Source organism: Dyadobacter sediminis (genome assembly GCF_005860765.1).
Lineage (GTDB): Bacteria > Bacteroidota > Bacteroidia > Cytophagales > Spirosomataceae > Dyadobacter > Dyadobacter sediminis.
Window position 1 is genome coordinate 555,138 of sequence record NZ_VCEI01000021.1, and the last position, 21,223, is coordinate 576,360.

Genomic DNA, 21,223 nt, shown 5'->3' on the forward strand with positions numbered 1-21,223 from the left:
TTTAATTGTTAAAACTGGTCAATATATGTGGAAACGGCCTTTAACCTTTTTGCAAATTTATTTCTGAAAAGTCTGTTTTCTTTGATTTCGGATACTTTTCCATATTCAGGAAATCCTTTTACGCCATGCATTTTTTTCTTCTCTTCAACCTTTACCCGGTAATCAGCAAAAAGTTTTTTGAAAGTTTTGTTGTGCGAAAGCAGTCCGATATGATCGGACCAGATCGGATCAAAGAAGTCAAGGCCGGCAAAATCGAGTGAGACAAGGGGTTTCCGATCCACAAGATACTGGCCGTTCCCGATTTCCAGATTTCTGTTTAAAACCGAGTTGAGTCCGTAATGCCAGCCGGCATGCGAAACCTGCGTGGTTTCCTGAACCCATACGGGCACATAATTAAGCCATAACTGATCCGTGTTCATGCCGTTGCAAAGATCGAATCGGGCGCGGTCGGCAGTACGTTCGGCCCACCAATTCAGCACGCGGAGCGTTGTTTCCGAAGGTTTAAGCGTCCAACTTCCGGAATGGAACATGCCTGCATTCAGGATTCTTTTATCGTCCAGAAACCGGGAATGCGGCAAAGGTTTATGAATATTTACGGTCAGGAAAAAAGTTGCTTCCGAACTTACAACTTCATCAAAAGGCGCGTTCAGAAAAACAGACGGCGACAAAAATGTAAGCCGGGTGCAGTTTTCATGCAGCCGGAGCAGTTCCAGTGCAAACCATGGCCGGCATGCCGCAGGCAGTTCATAGTCAAAGTACTCTTGCTGCATGGCATTCCACGCCGGAAAGTTGGCCTGATCTGCGGTAAGTAAATTTATATGTGCCGGAAGATTGTTCAATGGAACCGAATCAATCCAGCATACATAAAAAGCAGAGTCCGGCTGATGAAGCCGTGCAGAATCGGCCAGAACGAGTGCGTGGGCAAGGTTTGTTCGGTTGCAAACGGTAAAAAGGATTTTCATGCGTAATTATTCTGCTTCCGGCAAGGTTTTGAAATAAGGCAATTGCTGAATGTTTGATCTGGAAATTCCGGTCAGTGCAAATGGCAGGTTTCTGGTTTCGGTATTGTCCAGCGTAATGGCATTCAATGCAAAATGGTTTCGGACAATATCTGTAGGTTTTCGCAAATACGGCCAGAAACGGTTGGCTTCGATATCCCAGAAAACAGAATCCGCATTGGGCATATTCTCCGTATGCCGGTATTGATGCGCTTCCCTGTTTTTCCCTTTCAATGCTTTTGTCATCCGTTCAATCCGGCAAAGGTACAGTCCGTTATTTTCATAGCCGTTTGCAAATGAGGTTTTCTCCGCTTCATTCATGCCCAGAAATCTGGAAATGGAATTATTTTTAGCTGAAATCACATCGTTATAAACAGGCCCGGCTTTCAGATAATCATAACCTTGCTTGCACCAGTAATACAGTTCATCTTTCACGATCCAGCTGTTCAGTTCATGCACAAGCAGGAATTCCGACCAGTTGAAACGATCATAAAAATCTTCCATGAGCAGCAGACTGGAAAGATGCTGCCGGGATTTAAAATATTTTTGGGGAAAATGAACGACGTCTATATTTTCGTTATGCTCTTTGATAATGGACAAATCCGCACCTTCGTAAGTAATAAAAATCAGCGGAAAGCTGGCGAGTGTTTCCAGGCAATGATGCAGAAGTTTTTCTTCCGTAGGATTGATTTCGGGGTTCAGTATGGGGATTATTACAGATACAAGTTCTTTCATCAGGTTGTTTCCAGCTGGTCAATTAAATATCGCAATGGCATTTTCAGCCATTTTCTCACTCTCTGATAACGCCGGATTTGTGCCGGCCTGATATAAGAACACGGAAATTTGCGATAATAGGCATTTCCGTTCTCCAGAAGTTTGTTTCTGTAAAGGTCAAACAGTATGGTGAGATCCGCGCGTTGTTTCAACTCGAAACGGTTTTGATATTTCGACAACACATCCGGTTTTTCAGGATCGTAGCCGCTGTAATGAAAAAAAATCAGCGGATTAATTTCATTTACAAAAACCGTCTCGTTCTTCACGGAAAAAGTGCGCTCGTGCAGGTTCCAGTAAGCTGCATTGTAGCCCGGGTTTCTTTCAATATGCGTTTCCGGCATAAAAATCGGCAGAAAATTCATCCAGTTCTGATCTACAAAAAGACCGTTGCAAAGATCAATCAGACATTCATAACGCAGTTTTTCTTCCCACCAGTGAACAAACTTCGTCGTTTCTTCCGAACGCCGGAATGCAGCAAAGCCAAGATTATAAATCCCGGTATTCAAATGATGCAGTTCGTTCGGGACAAGGCGGTCTTCAATCGGTGAATTGATGTGCGGCGTCAGAACGGCCTTATGCTTTGCAAGAGAATCGAGTAACCCGGTTAAAGGCTGAAATACAATGATATCCGGATCAAAATAGATGACGTTTTCAGCTTCCGGGTATTGTTTGAAAAAGTAAGTGAAATAAAAAGGTTTGACGGCCGTGTTCAGTTCGGTAATATTATACCTGCCGGCCATTTCCTGAAAATCCTTTATGTCAATCCTGTCAATTTCAATCATCGGGAATTCAGGCGTGTAGCTTTCATCAAAAACCACATTTTTAACCGAATCAACAAGCCCGATAATGAATTTTATTTCAGGATTGGTCGATTTCAGGGAGTCGCCTAAAGTCCGCGCCTGAGCCAGATAATTGATTGAACAAATCGTAAAGGCAATGGTCATTGATTATGATTTTCCGAAACCTGTAAGGGTAAGTACTTTTGAATGATGGCTTCAATGCGGGCAAGACTTTTATCCGTATTGTGCCTTTCCAAAACCTTTTTGCGGCCGTTGCGGCCCAGCGTTTCTCTTAAAGAAGGATCAAGTATAAGCTGAATAATGGCGTCCGATGCTGCCGAAAGATCCATAAACGGGATCACAAATCCTGCATCCGACTCGATCAGTTCCGGTGCGCCGCCGGCATTGTCAAAGCATACAACCGGGATTTCCTGTAAAGCGGCTTCCAGTACAACCAGCGGATACGGGTCTTCGCGCGAGCTGAGCAGCAGTACATCGAAACGGTTGATATAATCCAGCGCATGCGGGGTAGGAGGGACCAGAATGATCCGGTCGCTTAAACCCATCTGGCGGATATCGCTTTCTATGAGTTCGTAAATTTCATGCTGAGGCCCGGCGCCGACCCACACAAAGTAAACAGGCAGCGGACTGGTTTTATGGATCACGCTTTTTGCGATCCAGTTGAAAATGTCGTTTCCTTTACGCCATTCCGCATTGCCGCAGCCGCCGATCACGATGGCATCCTTTGGAATATGGTATGTTTTTTCAAGTAAATCGCGCTGGACCGATTTCAGTTTCTGATCAATATGTTCATGATCGAAAAGCGTAAAGGTACTTACATGGCTTTCAGGGAAATCGAACCTTTTGATGTAATAACTGGCAACTGCTTTGGAAACGGCAATGAGGTCGTCTGTCTTTTTAAGCAGGAAATGAAGGTGTTTTTCGTGCGTGTAAATTTTTACCGACATGCCCAGTTCGTGTACAAACAACACAAGCGGCAAATGGTTAAGGAATTTCAGGAAATCATGAAAAACGCCCGCATTGGCAATGGAGTTTATAAATACAAGCCCGATGTTCTGAAGTTCGATTTCCGCAATAATCCGGTCGTTGATCTTCTGCACGGAGCGTTCCTGATATCTTCTGTACAGATTGACCGTTTTAAGCAGCCTGCCGGTAAGCGGTGCAGGGGCTACTTTAAAGTTCTGGTAAAGCTTTGTGATACTTGTTACTTCTTCGAATTCACGTTCCAGCTCGCCGCCGTTACAAAGCAGAAGGTGCATGGGAACTTTCCTTTCTTTCAAAAGCCTCAGCAACTGCAAAAGCAGCAGCTGACTGCCCGCCCTGTTTGCGTCGTGACTTACAAATAGTATTTTCTTCTGCTCCATTAACCAAATAAATTGCTATCTCAAACCCTGGATCACCCGATTACAAATCTCTTTTGCGGAAAGTAAATCAGTAAGCTTCAAAACTCTTTTTACCCGGCACTTTTTTAGCCGGATTTCCGACATAAATACTCCATTCCTCGGTTTCTTTGGTAATTGCAGACGCCATCCCAACCAACGTGCCCTGTGCTATGCAAGTGTAATCGCGAATTGTACTGTTCACGCCGAAAAAAGAGTACGGTTCCACAACACAATGCCCCGAAAGTACGACATGTGAAGTGAAAAAAACATGATCCTTGATTTGCCCGTGATGGCCGATGTGATTGCCGCTCCACATCACAACATTGTTCCCGACAGTCGTAAAAGGCTGAATGGTATTGTCTTCCAGTATAAAGCAGTTTTCACCGATTGCATTATCAAAAATCGTAGCGCGTGAGCTGATGTAGGAAATAAACGGATACCCTTTTGCTTTGGCCTCATTGTAAATATTTTCGCGGTTCCGGTTCATGTTCCGGCCCGTCATCGGGGCAAAAAAGGCGTATTCTCCCGGCGGAAAAAGATTTTCAACGTCTTCGAAAGCCACAACAGGCAATCCTTTAAACTGCTCTTCCTGCATATACTGGCGGTTTACGGTAAAGGCAGCCACCTCATGTTCCGAATCATGCGTCAGATAATAGTGTGCTAGTTCTGCGGTATCAAGTACTCCAAAAACAATAATCTTGGCCATTCTTAAATCAGTTCGTAAGCCTTTAAATGTTTCATCATCTCTTCCGGGCTGTTAAACATCAGCAAATCGATAATGGATAACCAGGGTACAAAGGCATTTTTAAACTGCGGATACGGGCATGATTTACTGCTGATAAAATCAAGTTTGATGCCTTCCGTTTCAAATATATGCCTGTCATAAAGCGCCATTCCTCCGATCGGATTGATGTAATGGTCCGCGTTTTCCTGTTTACAGATATCGAGTATCCTGTTTTGCCCTTTCAGATGGGTATTTTTATAGATCGTTGAGGAAGGTTCAATGACGGTCTGAATTTCCAGAAATGCGCAGGTCTGCTGTATGGCACTTGTGGCAAGCTCATGAATTGTTTGAACTTTTAAATTTACAATTTCTTCAATCAGAATAAAAACCTTTTCAAAATACGGTGCTTTCTGATACGATTGCCGGATTGTTTTCAGCAGCTTTTTCTGCCACGGATCGCTGTTCGACAATTCAACTTCATGGATCAGTTTATTCTGGCTTGCGTCTTTCAGCGGAATTGTAAAGAGGTGCGGCTGCGCGGAAACAAGAATATTGTTCCGGTTGATCCAGCCTTTATTGATAAAGTTGACGTCATCGTATAAAATAAACTTGTCAACCGCATGAATGAGCTGAAAATACCCTATATAAGGAAATATGTAGGGCTGCATGATGGCAATGGTCATTGATACGGTTATTTGAGCTTTCTTAAATAATAATCTTCTCCTTTAACGATGAGGTTTGTAAATGTTGTGTCAGAACCTAAACGTATATCCTCCGGTAAAGATTTTATACGACTGGTGTCATTAATTACACTTTTTGCGTAAAAAAGGTAATCAGCTTCTTTGGGAACGGGCTTCAATCCTTGTTCAAACGGATTGATCGAAATCAGCTTGCGCGTGAGTTTCGCACCGTAAAGCGGGTATTCAAAGTCGTCGTTAATGGTCGCAAGCGCCACTGTAGCATCCTGCGGAACGATGGAATCAAAATGCTGATATGCTTTCGTGACGTCCGGGCGGGCAAAGGTCTGAAATGCGATGCGTTCTGTTTTTAAAGCTGATTTGTAGCCATATGCACCGATCGGCAGACAGCGAATGTTGAGATAAACCGACATAACTGCTGAAACGCAGGCCAGAAAAACAATCAGTAAAACATAACCTTTCCACACATTCCTTCTCGGCTTTGTAATGGACAGCCGGTGATGCGAAAACAACAGCAAAAGAAACAGTACGCCGAAAAGCCCGGTTTCAATAAAATAACGTCCTTTAAACGGATCGTACGGCGCGGAATAGGAAATGGCGGCAAAATGCAGGCAGAACGCCAGTGCCAGAAACCAGTGCACGCGTGAACGGAAAACACGGATCAAAACCAGAATTAGCAAGGGAATAATCAGTGCAAATCCGAAAATTCCCCAGTACGGATTAGCATTGTAAAAATCGAAACGCCGCTGAAAACTGAACGGCACAATGGAGAAATCGGTTTCTTCGTCCAGCCGCATATGCAGTTTGTCTTCCAGCACTACAATCGGCTTGCGTACGACTGTATTCAGATTATAACCCCACTGCGCATTCCGGATGCCGTCCAGATTGAAAAAATCATACGCATAGCGAACTACATTCCGGCTTCCCTGTTCAAACAGATTGGACAACGGCCCCGCGCGTTCAATGGACTGATGCCTTAATGCAGTCGGCGGCCCGATCGGATGCCCGAAAACCATGACATTTTTAATATAGCCCGTTGGCAACGTATAAATCAGAACCGCTATGAAAATGGCAGCTGCCAGTTTTACAAACCGGTTCAGGAAAATATTGAAATTCGGCGCCAGAAATACGGTATAAAGCATGATGACAAAAACCGAAGGCAGCAGCAGCGCAAAGGTGATTTTGTGTCCGAATACAATTCCGAATGTCATGCCCGCCAGATACAGGTATTTGTTTTCCCGCGTCGTAAAATAGGTAAACAGGAAGTAAAGCAGGCAGCTCAGATACGCAGTTAATACAATATCAGTTTCCGTGGTGACCGCCTGCATCAGAAAATCAAGGAACATGGCGTAAGCCAGGGCGCAGAAAAAACTCGCCGAGAGATTCCTTCCGATGCGCTGCGCGATTCCAAATACCGAAATCAGCGTGATGTAATAGGAAAGATGATGAATCAGTTTGAACGCATTTTCAAATTTCCCGCTGATCAGATACGTGTAAATCTGAATGGTTGTAACACTTTTCGGATACGTATCCATGTTCCAGTTGGTACCGCCGAAATGTTCCATCGTACCGCGCTGAATGTACCGTATTGCCCGGTTCAGGTGTCCGGTCATGCTGTCCCATTCGTTTGGCGGCGTAAAAAGTACCAGAATCAGGTTCGTAACTGCAATAATGGCCATCGTTCCGAACAGGATCAGGAAAATAGTTTTCAGGTACGGAGACAATTCCCTGATCCATAACCGGAATGTAACAGCCCGGTTGGACAGAACGCCACGAATTTTATAATCCGGTTTTTGCAGGATCAAAATGTTCCAGATTACATATTGCAGTGCAAGCGCAAGGAAAGTACCTGCCATCCATGCATAGCTATTAGCAGTAAGATTAAAGGCTGATAATACAAATCCGGTTGGAATAATGCTTCCGACAAACAAAACGAAGCATACAATGATCCACTCTGTAAGCGACTGTTGAGCAATTCTTTTTGCGACAAAACCAATGCCGTATATAAACAGTAAGAATGTTAGCCAATAAAGCAGGACCATAAACTATGGTTATAAGTGACCGTTAATAATGCCGGCGATCCGCTCTATATCCGAATACGGAAGCCCGACATACAATGGCAAACTTAACACTCTTGCTGAAATATCTTCTGAAACCGGACATGCAATTTGCTTCGGCATGAACGAAAGTGTGTTTAAAGACGGATAAAAGTATCGGCGCGGAATGATTTCTTCCACCCGTAAAGCTTCCATAACACGGAACATCACCTGTTCTGAAGAAAATACAACAGGATAGTACGCATAATTATATTCAATGTCTTTGCTCAGGACCGGCTTGTAAAGCAAATCCCAGTTCAGCAAACGGTCATAAGCCGCAAAGACTTCTTTTCTTGCATGAATAATTTCCGGAACATGCGGCAGATTTACCAAGCCCATGGCAGCATGAAATTCGGAATTTTTACCGTTTATGCCGGCATACAGATAATGTTCATCGCCCTGATGCCCGAAAGCGCGCAAAAGAGATAGTTTCCTGTCAAGCTCGGGGTGATTGGAAATGAGCGCCCCGCCTTCAATGGTATGAAAAACCTTGGTTGCATGAAAACTGCATGTACTGATATCCCCGAATGAAAGCAGGGAGCGGCCTTTGTACTTGACGCCAAATGCATGTGCGGCGTCGTAAATCACTTTCAGGTTATGCTTTTTGGCTATAGCTTCAATCTTTTCAACATCGCAGGGATTGCCGTACACATGCGTGGCCAGAATGGCCGTTGTAGCGGGCGTAATGGAAGCTTCGATCAGATCGGGATTGATATTGAAACTGGCAGCATCAACGTCCACAAACACCGGCGTACATTTTTCCCAGAGAATGGCATTGGAAGTGGCACAATAGGAAAACGGAGTAGTAATGACTTCGCCGGTAATCTCCAGTGCCTTGATTGCAATTTGCAGAACGATAGTGCCGTTTCCGCAGAAATAAAGATGATCGACCTGCAGGTAATTTTTTAACTGCGCTTCCAGTTCCTGCAAAAGCGGGCCATTATTTGTAAGATACCCGCGTTCCCAAATTTCCCGGACATACTGCAGATATTTCTCCTGATCGGGTAAAAAAGTCTTTGTGACGTTAATCATTCACTGCATGTTCAATTTGGCGAATGGAAAAATTAAGTTGAGGGCGAATATATCCGGGCCATTTGCCATACCAGGTAACATTTTCACGATAATCCTCAATATCAAAAACAAGCGCCTCTTCCATATTGTAAAGAACGGTACTCGTATCTTTTACAATCATCATGGAAACTACATAGGAGCCGTCATTCAGGAAATTGCCCGGCAGCTCGCATTTTCCGCTGACAAGTCCTTTGGCAAAAGATTCCGATTGTGTTCCTACGTTAAAAATGCATTCGCCTGTAAAGGTGTATAAATGCATGCTCAGGTTCAGATTTGCTTCTTCGATCAGGTTCCAGAATTCAAACTCGAAACTGACCGGCGTTCTTACGTCGATATGGTGAAGATCATCCTGATATTCAGGGATGAGTCTGAAACTTTTGATCCTGACCTGATCATTTCCGGGCGCACTTTCTATGTTGTCCCAATGCTTTTCCAGCATTTTATGCGAAACCTTGCTCAGGTAATTGGTAATGATGTGTGTGGTTTCGCCCTGATCAATCAGCCGACCTTTTTCGAAGTAAAAAGATTTGTTGCAAAGTGCCTGAATAGCGGTAAGATTGTGACTTACAAACAGTAACGTCCGGCCACTTTCCGAAACATCGCGCATTTTACCCAGACATTTTTTCTGAAATTCCGTATCTCCAACTGCGAGAACTTCGTCCACGATCAAGATTTCAGGGTTCAGGTGTGCAGCAATGGCAAACCCGAGCCTTACATACATGCCGGACGAGTATCTTTTAACAGGCGTATCCAGAAACTTTTCCACACCGGCAAAATCAACGATCGCATCAAATGACTGCCTGATTTCACTTTTGGACATGCCGAGTATGGCGCCGTTAAGAAAAATATTTTCACGTCCGGTCAGTTCGGGATGAAATCCGGTGCCAACTTCCAGCAAACTGGCAATTCTGCCGTTTATTTTGATCTGGCCGGTTGTGGGTTCTGTAATCCGGCTAAGTATTTTCAGTAAAGTAGATTTTCCGGCACCGTTATGTCCCACGATCCCGATGCGATCGCCCTGGTCAATACTGAAATTGACATCGCGTAATGCCCAGAACTCTTCCTTTTCAGCAAATCCTGAATCGTCCCGCTTGCCGGAAAACCATTTGTCCAAGGTATCCGTAACAATATCACGCAGGCTTGGAGAACCGGTTTTACGTTGGTGATCAATAATATATTTTTTGCTGATGTTTTCAGCTACGATTACAGGCATGCTTAAGTGTAATTTCAGATATGATCTACGAAAGTGTTTTCTTTTCTACGAAAGTAAATCAAAGATAATATCAATATGATAATGCTTAATACAGCTGTTGAGTAAAGACTTTGCGGATTAAAATAAGCCTGATCTCCTAGAAGGCACCAGCGAAAACCATCAATAATGCCGACAAGCGGATTCAGATTGTAATATTTTTCAAACCATGTGCCCTGGGCCAGCGTACTGCTGTAAGCGACCGGACAAGCATACATTCCGACTTGCACCAGAAACGGAATCAACTGACCTATGTCCCGGAAACGTACATTCAGCACTGCAAAAAAGAGGCCGAAACCCAATGAAGTAATAAATGTAAGTAAAATGAAGCAAGGAAGAAATACAATATGCCAGCTGATCGGATGTTTGAAAAATAAAGTAAGTAACAGAAAAATGCCGAATGTGATCAGAAAATCGACAAAACCTACGGCAATCGAGCTGAGCGGCATCAGCAATCTCGGAAAGTAGACTTTTGAAACCAGATTGGAATTGATCAGGATACTGTTGCTGATCTGGGTAAAGGTATTTGAGAAGAACGTCCAGATCGTCAGGCCGCTCAGCACCATTAACGGATACGGAATGCCGGGATCACTTTTGATTTTTGCAAGATAACTGAATACAAAAACCATTACGATCATGGTCGCCAGCGGCCGCAGAACGCTCCATGCAACGCCTAGAAGCGTTTGTTTGTAACGAACCGAAATATCTCTTTTGGACAAAATCCAGAGCAGCTGTCTGTTCAGCCATAAATCTTTCCAGTAATCCTTTTCAGATCCGCCCGCCTTGATCGTAATTGTGTGTTGTCCTGCCATTATGCTTTTGCTGCTTTGGGAACAGTGGTGAAAACGGTTCTGAAATAGGTAAAAATCAGCGCGATCATCAAACCGGCCAGAGCGCCGATCTTCGCTCTTCTTTTATCCTCCGACTTCATGTCAAGCGGAACTTTAATGCCTTCGATTTCGGTAAAAAGTGGCGCTTCGCGAATAAGCGAAACACGCATTTTCTCCGCATTGGCCATGGCTTCGTAATAAAGCTGCTGGAGGAAAGTTGATTTTCTTTCCATACTGCTGGCCGTCACCTTCGCCTCGGGAAACATCAGCTGTTGACTGTAATCCAGTTGCTTGGCCAGTTTGTGTTCTGCGATGCCCAGTACGGATGCTAGGGAATCGGCGCGGTTTGTAAGCAGTCGCAGCGTTTTACTTGTTTTCTGGGTCTGGTTTGCAGTGTACATTTCCTCTACGGTTTTCAGCAGCGTAGTTACCCATAATCCTGCAAGTGTTTCATTTTCCATAGTACAGGAAAGCGAAATGAAGGAAGATTTACGGTCAAGTGACGCAATGTCGGTTGCGCCAGCCGTTTTTTTAACGATTTCATTCAGCACAACCCTGGAATTCATATCCAGTTTGTTAATATCATTGGTTGTAAAATGAAAATTCTGCCGGTACGGCATTTCCTCCCAGTCCGAAGTTTTGATCCCGCTGGAATCAATGTAAAAATTGGCAAGGATCATTTTCTTTCCGTGAACATCCACTTCTTTCATCAGGTTTCTTTCCAGAACCGGACGTGATTTTACAAAGTAGAAGAAGTTCTCTCCTGTAAAAATATTGGCGTCCGGCGCAGAACCCAGTCCAAGCAAACCGGCTACATCGCCCAGTCCGGCAGCCTGACTTCCGCTGCCCAGGTTAAATACCACGTTGGCTTCGTACTTGTTCGGCGTTTTCATATAGGTGTCCATGGCATAGCCGATTCCGAAACCGATAATTGGCAAAAGCAACAGCATTTTCCAATTGCGCAGGATAGCGGTTTTAACTACAAGTACCTTTTCAATGACGTCCTTCGGCGTTAATTCGTCCTCAGGAACTGGCTGTGTTGTTAGTGTAGCGGACATTTTATCGGATGGTTCGGAAAGCTAGAACCGCAAAGATCAAACTCATGACTGAGCTCAATAAGCCGGTAGCAGTTGAAATTGTTTGTTGTGTGTTTAGTATTGGTGCAGTCCGCAAAGGAACATAAATTTCTGATCCCGGTTCCACTTTCGGATATACATTAAAGAACAGAAATCTTCTCGTGCGGTCCACATTTCCGTTGGGGTATTTTACATAGGAACTCTTTTTAAGAGACTGTACCGTAAAACCGCCGGATTGCGAAATATAATCCGTAAAGGACATTCCCTTGCCATATTTGACCGTTGTCGGATACAGAACAGAGCCTGTAACCTGAACCGTTTCCAGTCTTTTCGGGATACGTATGATGTCACCTTCCTGAACGATCAGGTCTTCAAAAGAACCGGGGTTTTTAAGAATGTTCTTCAGTTTGATGCCAATGGATTCTTCTTTGACATTCGGTACGTCGCCGATGATGGCGCCTTTCTTGATGCTCGTTTCCGATTGTTCGATCTGGTCAAAATCAGTCGGCTGTTCCAGGTTGCGGACAACTGTTCTTCGCAGCAAGGTGGCTCCTTCCGGATAGGAAAGCTCGGTAGGCCCGCCGGCTCTTCGGATGATATCGCTTATCTTGTCATTTTTATTGATGATCGTGTAAGGTCCGGGAACAAGCACTTCACCTTCCAGAAAAACGGTTTGCTGCTCTACGTAATTGGGCGACTTGCGAACGGTAACCTGATCAAAAGGCAGCAGCACAAAGTTGGACTCTTTGCTGTTCATCGAAAGGTCGCGGTTTACATTGAACTTGAATACTTCCGAAATCTGCGCGTTTGCTGCGCCTGCAACACTGTTTCTTTTACGCCTGATTACTTCTATCTCAGAATTATACGCGGATTCTTTAAGGCCGCCCGCCTGAACGAGCAGATCTTCCAGCGTCATATCGATCGTATAGGGGAATTTCCCGTCATTCACATTGATCTTTGTATTATTGACTTCTCCTTCCACGCTCACGTAAGCACTTTCGGCCATATCGAATTTGGAAGGAACAATAACCTGATCCAGTCGGGTCAGTACAAGGTCCGGAATGACGTTATTGACAATATCCGAGTAATTCAGCGAGATATTCTGGATGGTCAGGTCTTCGCGGGTTCTTAGCACACTGATTCGGCCTACAAATGCATCTTCTCGTAACCCCTGCGCGTTATCGATCAGTTTTTTCAGCGACGGGCTGTTGTCCAGCGAATAATCACCGGGACGCATGACGGCACCCTGAATGGTAATGATATTTTCAAAGCGGTCCAGAACGGTTTCTACATGGATCGAATCGCCGGATACCAGATCGAAAGTGTTATAGTTCTCTTCCGAGACGTCCAGCATTTTTCTCTCTTTTGAAGTAATCCGCTGAATTTTGAGCCTTGCCCGGTACGCCTTGTCATTGAACCCGCCGGAATAACGGATCACATCCATCAGTTTTTCTTCCGGTTTTACTTCGTAAATGCCTGGACGTTTAATCATTCCGGTTATTTCAGCGCGTTTCAGATAATAACCGACAATGATATTATCGTTGTCCTGAACACGGATATCGCCATCGATTTTACCATTGACAAGATAATCGTAGATGTCCATACGCGATACAACTTTTCCGTTTCTGACAACGCGTACATCACGGAAAGATCCAATTTCGTTCGGTCCGCCCGCCTGATATAATGCGTTGAAGGCAGAGGCGAGCGAAGGCAGTTCATAGGTGCCCGGATTGATGACTTCGCCTGTTACAAACACCTTTACAGATCTGACTTCACCCAAGGATACCGTGAGTTTGGTTCTGGCCGTTTCACCATTGGTTCCGATCAGTCCGGGCGTAAATTTTGAAAACTTGTCGATCAGTATTTTCCGGACCTCTTCAATACTTCTACCGGACACATAAACATTTCCTACGCGCGGCAGAGAAATAAAACCGTCTTTGGTAACGATAACATTATGAGTACTTTCTGCATAGTTGTAGAGGTAAATTTTCAGTTCATCGCCAGGCCCGACTATGTAATTGGTAGGAGTTGCAATATCCAGATTTGGGATAGGGTCTAGCTGCTTGTTTGCAAAAATGGAATATCCGAATATTTTTTGCCGTAAAGCGAGCTTTTCCTGCTCTTCCGGTGTTAATAAAGCAGAAGTTTCGGAGTTTATTTTACTCTGGTTTTGTGAATCGGAAGCTTGATTAGCAGCATTTTTTCCTTTGTCATTCACCTGAGTTTCGGCATTTTGCTGGTTTGCAGCGTTCTGGTTTCCAGCCTGCTGCTGTATGGAGCCGGATTGCTGATTGCCCTGGCCAGTGCCTGTTGTGTTGCTTCTTGGATTACCGGTTGTCGGATTTCCCTGTACAGGAGATGTCAGGATCGGTGCAGTTGTAGATGGTACCCCAGGAATGACCTGAGAAAGGGCAGGCGTACAAAATATGAAACTGAGGAAATATGGGAAAATGCTTTTAAAACTACTGATCAATCCGAATCTGTTCATATGAATATTTTTGTACTATTAAAATGCTGATAATTAATTAAAACTACATAAATGACCAGTATTTTTAAACTTCTATTATGAGCATGCTAATATTTGAATGTGTATATCTTGGCAAAGTAAATTAGATTTTTCCTATTTTTAAAGAAATTCTGTTAATTGAACTTTCGAGCGGCACGGCAAGTGGCCTGAGCGGCGGATGTAAAGTTATAACAGGGTAACGACAAATGCCCTGAATTATTAAAATACAATATTTAAAATCACCTATCTTCCTGAAAGGGACAAATATTTTATGGAAAGTACCAGCGTTCAGTACAATGAGGACAGTATCAAATCACTCGATTGGAAAGAACATATAAGATTAAGGCCGGGCATGTATATCGGGAAATTGGGAGACGGCTCCGCAATCGATGATGGTATATACGTGCTTGTAAAAGAAATAGTTGACAATTCCATTGACGAGCATATGATGGGAAACGGAAAAACCATCGAAATCAAGATTTCCGAGCACAGGGTGGAAGTAAGGGATTATGGCCGGGGTATTCCGCTCGGAAAGGTCGTTGACTGTGTTTCAAAGATCAATACAGGTGGAAAGTATGATTCCGGAGCATTTCAGAAATCGGTCGGGCTGAACGGAGTCGGAACGAAGGCGGTCAATGCACTTTCCTATCATTTCAAAGTGCAGTCATTTCGGGAAGGGAAAACCAAAAATGCTGAATTTCAGCAGGGAACACTTCTCAATGAGTCGAAAGAACTGGCAACAAACCAGCGCAACGGCACACACATTGCGTTTGAACCGGATGGCGCCATCTTCAAAAATTTCAGGTATATTCCCCAGTATCTGGACAATATGATCTGGAACTACTGTTACCTGAATGCCGGCCTGACAATTAATTTCAACGGACAGAAATATTTTTCCCAGAACGGTTTGCTCGACCTGCTTCAGAGCAAGTCCAAGTCAGATCCGGATTCACTGCGTTACCCAATTATTCATCTGAAAGGGGAAGACATTGAATTTGCCATGACGCATGGAAACCAGTATGGCGAAGAGTATTATTCGTTTGTTAACGGCCAGTACACCACACAGGGCGGAACGCATCTTGCAGCATTCCGTGAAGCGGTTGTACGTGCTGTAAGAGAACATTTCAACAAGGATTATGCGCCGGAAGATATACGTTCGTCCATTATTGCCGCCGTTGCCATCCGCGTTCAGGAACCTGTTTTTGAATCCCAAACAAAAACCAAGCTGGGTTCCAATACGATTACGCCGGACCCGAACAGTACAACGATCCGGACTTTTGTAAATGATTTTGTAAAGGAAAGGCTGGACAATTATCTGCATATGAACCCGGAATCCCGGGATGCACTGAAGAAAAGAATTGAGCAGTCGGAGCGGGAAAGAAAGGAACTTGCCGGAATCAAGAAACTGGCGAACGACCGTGCCAAAAAAGCAAATCTTCACAATAAAAAACTGAGAGACTGCCGTTTGCATCTGACCGATCTGAAAAATGACCTGCGTTATGAAAGTACGCTGTTCATCACGGAAGGTGATTCGGCAAGCGGGTCCATCACCAAGTCCAGAAACATACAGACACAGGCCGTTTTCAGCTTGCGCGGAAAGCCGCTGAACTGCTTTGGTCTTACTAAAAAGATTGTGTATGAAAATGAAGAGTTCAATCTTCTTCAGCATGCACTGGACATTGAGAACGGCGTTGAGAACCTGCGTTTTAACCGGATTATAATTGCTACGGATGCGGATGTGGACGGAATGCACATCCGTTTGCTGCTGATGACGTTTTTCCTTCAGTTTTTCCCGGACCTTGTTCGCAACGGTCACTTGTTTGTTCTGGAAACACCGCTTTTCAGGGTCCGCAATAAAAAGGAAACCATTTACTGTTACAGCGAAGAGGAAAAACAGGCTGCGGTGAACAAGCTGGGCAGCAAGCCGGAAATTACCCGGTTTAAAGGCCTTGGAGAAATTTCGCCTGAGGAATTCGGCAAGTTCATCGGAGAAGACATGCATGTGGAACCGGTGATTCTGCAGAAGGAAACTTCCATACAGAAATTGTTGAGCTACTTTATGGGTAAGAATACACCTGAAAGACAGCGGTTTATAATTGACAACTTGAAAATCGAAAAGAATATAGAAGAACTTGCATTGGCAGGTTAGCAGGCACTTTGCTTATATTTGGCAAATTTAAAGATCTCCGGAACGGGAAGGTTTGCAATTCCTTTCCTGTTCCGGCAGTTAACCTTACACAATAAAATAGTTCTTTGTGGATTTACAGGAATTAAGAAACAGAATCGATACACTTGATGATCAGTTGCTGAATATCCTGAACGAGCGTATGGAACTTGTTCAGAAAGTCGGCGACCTGAAACGCTCGTCCCAATCCATTATTTATCGTCCGGAAAGAGAAAAACAGATTCTGGACAGACTGGAAAAACGGAACAACGGTCTTTTGACGCGCAAAGCAATCGATGCCATTTTTTTCGAAATCTTTGCAGTTTCCCGGAATCTTGAACTGCCGGAACGCATTGCTTATCTCGGACCGGAGGGCAGCTTTTCACATCAGGCTGCAGAAAGCCGGTTTGGAGGAATGAGTGAATACCTGGTTTTGCCAACCATCCATTCGGTATTTGAAAGCGTGGAAACAGGACGTGCCAAATTCGGTGTAGTTCCTATTGAAAATAATCAGGAAGGAATTGTCATTGAAACCGTGGATTTTCTCCGGGATAAAGATCTGTCCATTGTAGCCGAAGTTTTGCTGGAAGTACATTTTACCTTTGCTTCGCAATCGGACACTTTAAGGAACATTCGCCGCATTTATTCCAAAGACATTGCTTTTCGTCAGTGCGGAAAGTTCCTCAACGAATACCTGGATGGCATGGGCATAGAACTGATTCCGGTTGAGTCCACAGCAAAAGCGGCCAAGCTGGCTTCTCAGGAAGTAGATTCGGCAGCAATCTGTTCGTCCATTTCCGCCAGTCTGTTCGGTGTTCCGATTCTTTTTGACAACATAGAAGACAGCAATCAGAACAGGACGCGTTTTCTGATCCTTGCAAAGGATTTTGTGAATGTGAAAAGCGATGATGATAAAACGACCATTATTGCCAATCTTCCGAACACAAACCGTCCCGGCGTGCTTTATGAATTCCTGAAAGACTTCAACGACCGCGGCATAAACCTTACCAAAATCGACAGCCGGCCATTAAGAGGCGAAGCCGCTTTCAGGACCTGGTTTCTGGTGGAATTTCTCGGACATGTGGAAGATGCGCCGGTAAAGGAAATCATGCACAAATACGGAACGCACCTGAAATGGCTCGGAAGTTATGTCCGTGTTTCCTGAACAGGTTAGTTTTTCAGAGTGCCTTTATACAAGGATGGCCAGTTGCCGTATAGTTCAATATCCGTCTCGGTTCCATCCGGCAGGCGCACTTTGACTTTCTTTTTTGCATTGGGCGCCTGAAAAGAATCAATACCCAGAACAACAATCTTTTTGCCGTTTATGACTGACGTTATGAACGGCTCTTTTTTTTCAATAGCCAGAAGTGCCTGTTCTTTCCGGGGCAATGTCCATTTGCCGTTCAGCTGAAATGCAAGGTCTTTGTTTATACCGCCGACAATGACGTCTTCAACCTGTTTGGCCATCCAGTTTCCCAGAACGTAAAACTCCGTTGGATAATCCCAGTAGGGCGGTGCACCTTGTTTTTCCGATTTGCTGCCGATTTCGCTTTCCGGTATTTTCCCGTCTGCAGGATACCATTCATGGCCCCAGCCCGGAGCATCTTTGGAAACCGTGTATGCATTGGGATCATTTCCGTAAGGTCCGCTGTCGTGCCATAAATAGTAACCGTCAAACAAAACGAGTGAAAACAGGGAAAGGCTCAGTGCCTGGCTTGCGGGCATCATTTCAAGCTGATTCATAACCAGTTCCCCTTTTGGAGCCGTCAGGTTATAGTTCCACGGAACAATCGGATCTTTGTAAAGCGGCATATAACGGTTCCATGCGTAGAAGATAAACTTGTTATTTTTCTGATAAGGGATCAGTTTGTTGATCCTTTGCGAATGAATGGCGGAAAGCAGGACGAAATTGTTTGGCGTATTGCCCTGTTCGTCCTTCATGAACATGGGCTTGGGATAAACGTCAATTGGCGTCGTATTGAAAATGTGCTGAAAACTTTCGCCGTTCGGCAACGGATCAAAGTTCGGATTGTTGGCTTTTGGCTGTTCGTAATCCTTTATAAAGTCCTTCGGGTTTGCGCCCCCGGTTGTATTGATATGCGGATTGGTGTAAGCGCCGCCGCCCCAGTAATCCATCAGATGCATCTGCGGATGATTTTTGCGTATTGTTTCAGAAAACCAGATCAGCCGTTGCTTTACTTCGGGTGTATAATGCTGGTTCCAGAACTCAAAATCATAGGCATAAACGCCAAAATCCGGAACTTGTGCGCGTGACTCCACTTCGGACTTTGATAAGGTTGCAAACCATTTGTCATCCTTATCGGCAAAATAATTGGGCGTGGCCGTCCAGTGCATCCGGCTGTAAGGCAAATCTTTTTCCCAGCCGTTCAGATAGTTCACTCCGCGGTTGTAATAATTGGCCGGCGGCACATTTGCGTTCAGTCTGTACTGCATCACAAGCTTTCCCTGTACCGGCTGAAATTCAGGAAAACGCATATCAAAATCTGCATTGATCGAAGCGGAAGGAGCAAACCATTCCGGGATCTCGATTCTGGTCAGGACTGTGTTTTCCTTTGTTCCGGCTGCTGCGGTAATCCATATATTCTGCTGGCGCAATGAACGGTTGCGCATTTCATTCCACCAGTCATTGTAAGGCGCGTCGATCCAGCGAGCCGTTACGGAGTATAAGTAGCCCGGCTGTATTTCAAAACCCTTTTCCAGATCTTTAACCTCGATTCCGTCGATCATGATTACTTTGGTACGCCCATCATCATAAGCGGCAAAATCTTTCAGAAAAACCTTGTTGTTGACTGTAACCGGACGTACGTCGAGCCAGTTGTCTTTACTGCCTTGCCGGATCCATTTTTCTGCCGGAAGGATTTCATTTTTGCGGGAAGCATTGTAATCAAAAGAAGCCACGGTTTCGCAGCCGGATTGTCCGAGACTGCTTACCCTGATTTGTGCCGCGCCTTGTTCAAGGTCAAGTTCGGGAACAGTAAGCCAGATTCCCAAACGGTGCGGTATTTGCTTGAAATGCTGTTTTTTGCCGTTTTGAATTATTTCCACTTCATACGGAGCCAGCCCACCGGCATTGGCGGCCAGTTCAAACTGCATTTCCCGGCCAATCTGTTTGTAGCGGCGTACGGTAAGATCGCAGGATGCAGCCGCAGAATCGAGCGTGCGGGCAACAGGAAAACCCTTGATTTGCTCGGTATACACATTGTTCCTGGAAGGACCGAAGCGGCTCCATACCCAAAAAGCGGAAGCGGAAAGGATCACCAGAACGGCTGAAATCCAGATAAAAGATGTTTTTGACAATACTTTGTTTTTAACAGGCACCGGTAATGAAGGAATTGAAGAACAAAAATAAGGGCGGAAAGCTGAACTTCCCGCCCGTCCTTAAAACTTACCACCAGCGATAAAAAATACCTACCGAACCGTCCAGAGATGAGATTCCATTTTCGATATAGTCATGCTTGTAGGAGGTGCCGTTGTACTTTACACGCACATCCACACCAAATGAACCGTCTTTTTTAAACAGGAATTTGGAACCGATACCAATACCGTATTTAGGCGCAATTTTCTGGTCCTGATTGGACAAGCTGCCATAATAAACAACGTAATCCAGAATACTGATTCCGCCGCTTAGCTGAACATACGGCTGAATATTGGATGCTTTGCCCAGAAAATGATAATTGCCGAACACTTCAATCGGATACTGTGAAACGGTCCGTGTCTGCACGGCCGAGATCGTTTCTTCGCCATTTACGTATAGCGCACGCGGAAGCCGTTCTTTAAAGTAAGTAGAACCCACTTCACCGCCGACAGAAAAAGGGGAATTCCTTAAAACCCATTCAAGCGAAGCCGAGAAATTCTGAAAAGAAGATTTGCTGATATACTGGTCCGAAAAAGATCCCAGCGGAGCTGCTCCTGTAAAACGTGCCGTGGCAAGGTAATGCGTGTAGCGGTCAAAAGGAGAAGGAAGCGTATAGATCTTGGGCGCATCCTGCGCAAATGCAGGAAGTGCGGCTGCGAAAAAAAAGGCTATTAATGCTGTTTTGTTCATTTTAATTATTTTTTAAATAACCTGACTGGCCGAAAACAGAATCGACCATTTTATCAATATGTTGCGGGCTGCCAATGCCTGAACCACGGATTTGTGCATTCCAGATGACGTTGACCGTGGAGTCTGCCTTGTTCGGGTTCTTGAAATCAAGCATGGAAACGAGCCAGTAGCTTTCGCTGGTTTCATAATATTGATAATAACTCGGATAACCGTAGCCATAACCGCCAAATCCGCCGCCCCAGTAACCGCCATAATAAGAGGATAACGGCAAGGAAGCAACATTCAGATAAGTATTTGTAATCCATGCCGCATTGATACCGACATCCGGATTGCTTTTCGGGCTTACGTATTTGTACCCCAGACCTTCCATGTTCGTAATGATACGCTGCAACAGACTTCTGTCAATTTCTGTCAGGGCCGTTCCGGAGCGGTCATTTTCAACAACAAGAACTGAATCCACAATGCTGAAAGTTTTATACTGCTTGAAATTTGCAGATTTGTTGAAATTCGTTACATACACCAGCGATTCCTCGGTGGAAAGATCGCTGACAGGATCTTTGGAGCAGGAAATGAAACCCAGTCCGGCTATTAACAAGATGATTGAAGCTTTCTTTAACATGTTTATTCTTGTATTTAAATATAATAAATTAACGAAATTTGAAATTGAACATTTTATTATGGATCATTTCTCGGCTCAATTTTTTAGTTTTAAACGTTAACGGTATTTACCGGACTACGAATCTTCTGAATTGGTTGGAGTAAGCCCGAAATCATTTGCCCTGGCATTGC

The 21,223-nt window shown here is 44.5% G+C and carries 17 protein-coding genes; 2 read left to right on the top strand and 15 right to left on the bottom strand.

The genetic code is table 11. The features are described 5' to 3' along the window. Positions 1 to 8: 8 nt before the first annotated feature. From FEM55_RS09635 to FEM55_RS09690, 12 genes are all read right to left on the bottom strand, one after another. Positions 9 to 962, bottom strand: a complete 954-nt coding sequence (locus FEM55_RS09635; RefSeq protein WP_138281114.1) for a hypothetical protein — start codon at positions 960 to 962, stop codon at positions 9 to 11. Between the two features lie 6 nt (positions 963 to 968). Then, positions 969 to 1,733, bottom strand: coding sequence for a DUF5672 family protein (locus FEM55_RS09640; protein ID WP_138281115.1), 765 nt, complete (start codon positions 1,731 to 1,733; stop codon positions 969 to 971). After that, entirely contained in the window at positions 1,733 to 2,716 is a 984-nt protein-coding gene (locus tag FEM55_RS09645; protein ID WP_138281116.1) for a glycosyltransferase, read from the bottom strand. The genes FEM55_RS09640 and FEM55_RS09645 overlap by 1 nt, the downstream gene beginning before the upstream one ends. Next, complete coding sequence (locus FEM55_RS09650) at positions 2,713 to 3,936, bottom strand: glycosyltransferase family 4 protein (RefSeq protein ID WP_138281117.1); 1,224 nt, start codon at positions 3,934 to 3,936, stop codon at positions 2,713 to 2,715. Before FEM55_RS09650 ends, FEM55_RS09645 begins: the two co-directional genes overlap by 4 nt. A gap of 67 nt (positions 3,937 to 4,003) precedes the next feature. Continuing rightward, positions 4,004 to 4,660 carry an acetyltransferase gene (locus FEM55_RS09655; protein ID WP_138281118.1) on the bottom strand — a complete coding sequence of 219 codons (657 nt, stop codon included), beginning with the start codon at positions 4,658 to 4,660 and terminating at the stop codon, positions 4,004 to 4,006. Positions 4,661 to 4,662: 2 nt separating this feature from the next. Beyond that, positions 4,663 to 5,361, bottom strand: a complete 699-nt coding sequence (locus FEM55_RS09660; RefSeq protein WP_138281119.1) for a WbqC family protein — start codon at positions 5,359 to 5,361, stop codon at positions 4,663 to 4,665. Between the two features lie 8 nt (positions 5,362 to 5,369). Further along, positions 5,370 to 7,418: an ArnT family glycosyltransferase gene (locus FEM55_RS09665; protein ID WP_138281120.1), complete on the bottom strand. Its 2,049-nt coding sequence runs from the start codon at positions 7,416 to 7,418 to the stop codon at positions 5,370 to 5,372. A gap of 9 nt (positions 7,419 to 7,427) precedes the next feature. After that, positions 7,428 to 8,504: a DegT/DnrJ/EryC1/StrS family aminotransferase gene (locus FEM55_RS09670; protein ID WP_138281121.1), complete on the bottom strand. Its 1,077-nt coding sequence runs from the start codon at positions 8,502 to 8,504 to the stop codon at positions 7,428 to 7,430. Continuing rightward, positions 8,497 to 9,756: an ABC transporter ATP-binding protein gene (locus FEM55_RS09675; RefSeq protein WP_138281122.1), complete on the bottom strand. Its 1,260-nt coding sequence runs from the start codon at positions 9,754 to 9,756 to the stop codon at positions 8,497 to 8,499. Before FEM55_RS09675 ends, FEM55_RS09670 begins: the two co-directional genes overlap by 8 nt. 14 nt (positions 9,757 to 9,770) lie before the next feature. Continuing rightward, positions 9,771 to 10,604 (bottom strand): ABC transporter permease, encoded by an 834-nt coding sequence (locus tag FEM55_RS09680; RefSeq protein WP_138281123.1) that lies wholly within the window; start codon positions 10,602 to 10,604, stop codon positions 9,771 to 9,773. Then, entirely contained in the window at positions 10,604 to 11,680 is a 1,077-nt protein-coding gene (locus tag FEM55_RS09685) for a GumC domain-containing protein (RefSeq protein WP_138281124.1), read from the bottom strand. Before FEM55_RS09685 ends, FEM55_RS09680 begins: the two co-directional genes overlap by 1 nt. A gap of 1 nt (position 11,681) precedes the next feature. Beyond that, positions 11,682 to 14,186, bottom strand: coding sequence for an SLBB domain-containing protein (locus FEM55_RS09690; RefSeq protein ID WP_138281125.1), 2,505 nt, complete (start codon positions 14,184 to 14,186; stop codon positions 11,682 to 11,684). A gap of 289 nt (positions 14,187 to 14,475) precedes the next feature. On the opposite strand from FEM55_RS09690, the gene FEM55_RS09695 reads away from it, so the two are divergent. Together FEM55_RS09695 and pheA are read left to right on the top strand one after the other, a co-directional pair. Further along, complete coding sequence (locus FEM55_RS09695) at positions 14,476 to 16,353, top strand: DNA topoisomerase IV subunit B (RefSeq protein ID WP_138281126.1); 1,878 nt, start codon at positions 14,476 to 14,478, stop codon at positions 16,351 to 16,353. Between the two features lie 106 nt (positions 16,354 to 16,459). After that, positions 16,460 to 17,533: a prephenate dehydratase gene (gene pheA / locus FEM55_RS09700; RefSeq protein ID WP_138281127.1), complete on the top strand. Its 1,074-nt coding sequence runs from the start codon at positions 16,460 to 16,462 to the stop codon at positions 17,531 to 17,533. Positions 17,534 to 17,538: 5 nt separating this feature from the next. On the opposite strand, the gene FEM55_RS09705 is transcribed toward pheA, so the two are convergent. The 3 genes from FEM55_RS09705 to FEM55_RS09715 form a co-directional block, all read right to left on the bottom strand. Next, a complete protein-coding gene (locus FEM55_RS09705; protein WP_229209182.1) occupies positions 17,539 to 19,686 on the bottom strand; it encodes a hypothetical protein in 2,148 nt (715 codons plus the stop codon). A gap of 88 nt (positions 19,687 to 19,774) precedes the next feature. Then, a complete protein-coding gene (locus tag FEM55_RS09710; protein WP_138281129.1) occupies positions 19,775 to 20,434 on the bottom strand; it encodes a hypothetical protein in 660 nt (219 codons plus the stop codon). 1 nt (position 20,435) lies between these two features. Continuing rightward, positions 20,436 to 21,053, bottom strand: a complete 618-nt coding sequence (locus FEM55_RS09715; protein WP_138281130.1) for a DUF4136 domain-containing protein — start codon at positions 21,051 to 21,053, stop codon at positions 20,436 to 20,438. Between the last annotated feature and the right edge of the window lie 170 nt (positions 21,054 to 21,223).

Coding starts and splice junctions, on each gene's coding strand:
- FEM55_RS09675 (WP_138281122.1), bottom strand. CDS start 9,756: ATGCCTGTAATCGTAGCTGAAAACATCAGCAAAAAATATATTATTGAT.
- FEM55_RS09685 (WP_138281124.1), bottom strand. CDS start 11,680: ATGTCCGCTACACTAACAACACAGCCAGTTCCTGAGGACGAATTAACG.
- FEM55_RS09635 (WP_138281114.1), bottom strand. CDS start 962: ATGAAAATCCTTTTTACCGTTTGCAACCGAACAAACCTTGCCCACGCA.
- FEM55_RS09690 (WP_138281125.1), bottom strand. CDS start 14,186: ATGAACAGATTCGGATTGATCAGTAGTTTTAAAAGCATTTTCCCATAT.
- FEM55_RS09695 (WP_138281126.1), top strand. CDS start 14,476: ATGGAAAGTACCAGCGTTCAGTACAATGAGGACAGTATCAAATCACTC.
- FEM55_RS09655 (WP_138281118.1), bottom strand. CDS start 4,660: ATGGCCAAGATTATTGTTTTTGGAGTACTTGATACCGCAGAACTAGCA.
- FEM55_RS09680 (WP_138281123.1), bottom strand. CDS start 10,604: ATGGCAGGACAACACACAATTACGATCAAGGCGGGCGGATCTGAAAAG.
- FEM55_RS09660 (WP_138281119.1), bottom strand. CDS start 5,361: ATGACCATTGCCATCATGCAGCCCTACATATTTCCTTATATAGGGTAT.
- FEM55_RS09670 (WP_138281121.1), bottom strand. CDS start 8,504: ATGATTAACGTCACAAAGACTTTTTTACCCGATCAGGAGAAATATCTG.
- FEM55_RS09640 (WP_138281115.1), bottom strand. CDS start 1,733: ATGAAAGAACTTGTATCTGTAATAATCCCCATACTGAACCCCGAAATC.
- FEM55_RS09665 (WP_138281120.1), bottom strand. CDS start 7,418: ATGGTCCTGCTTTATTGGCTAACATTCTTACTGTTTATATACGGCATT.
- FEM55_RS09710 (WP_138281129.1), bottom strand. CDS start 20,434: ATGAACAAAACAGCATTAATAGCCTTTTTTTTCGCAGCCGCACTTCCT.
- FEM55_RS09645 (WP_138281116.1), bottom strand. CDS start 2,716: ATGACCATTGCCTTTACGATTTGTTCAATCAATTATCTGGCTCAGGCG.
- FEM55_RS09715 (WP_138281130.1), bottom strand. CDS start 21,053: ATGTTAAAGAAAGCTTCAATCATCTTGTTAATAGCCGGACTGGGTTTC.
- FEM55_RS09650 (WP_138281117.1), bottom strand. CDS start 3,936: ATGGAGCAGAAGAAAATACTATTTGTAAGTCACGACGCAAACAGGGCG.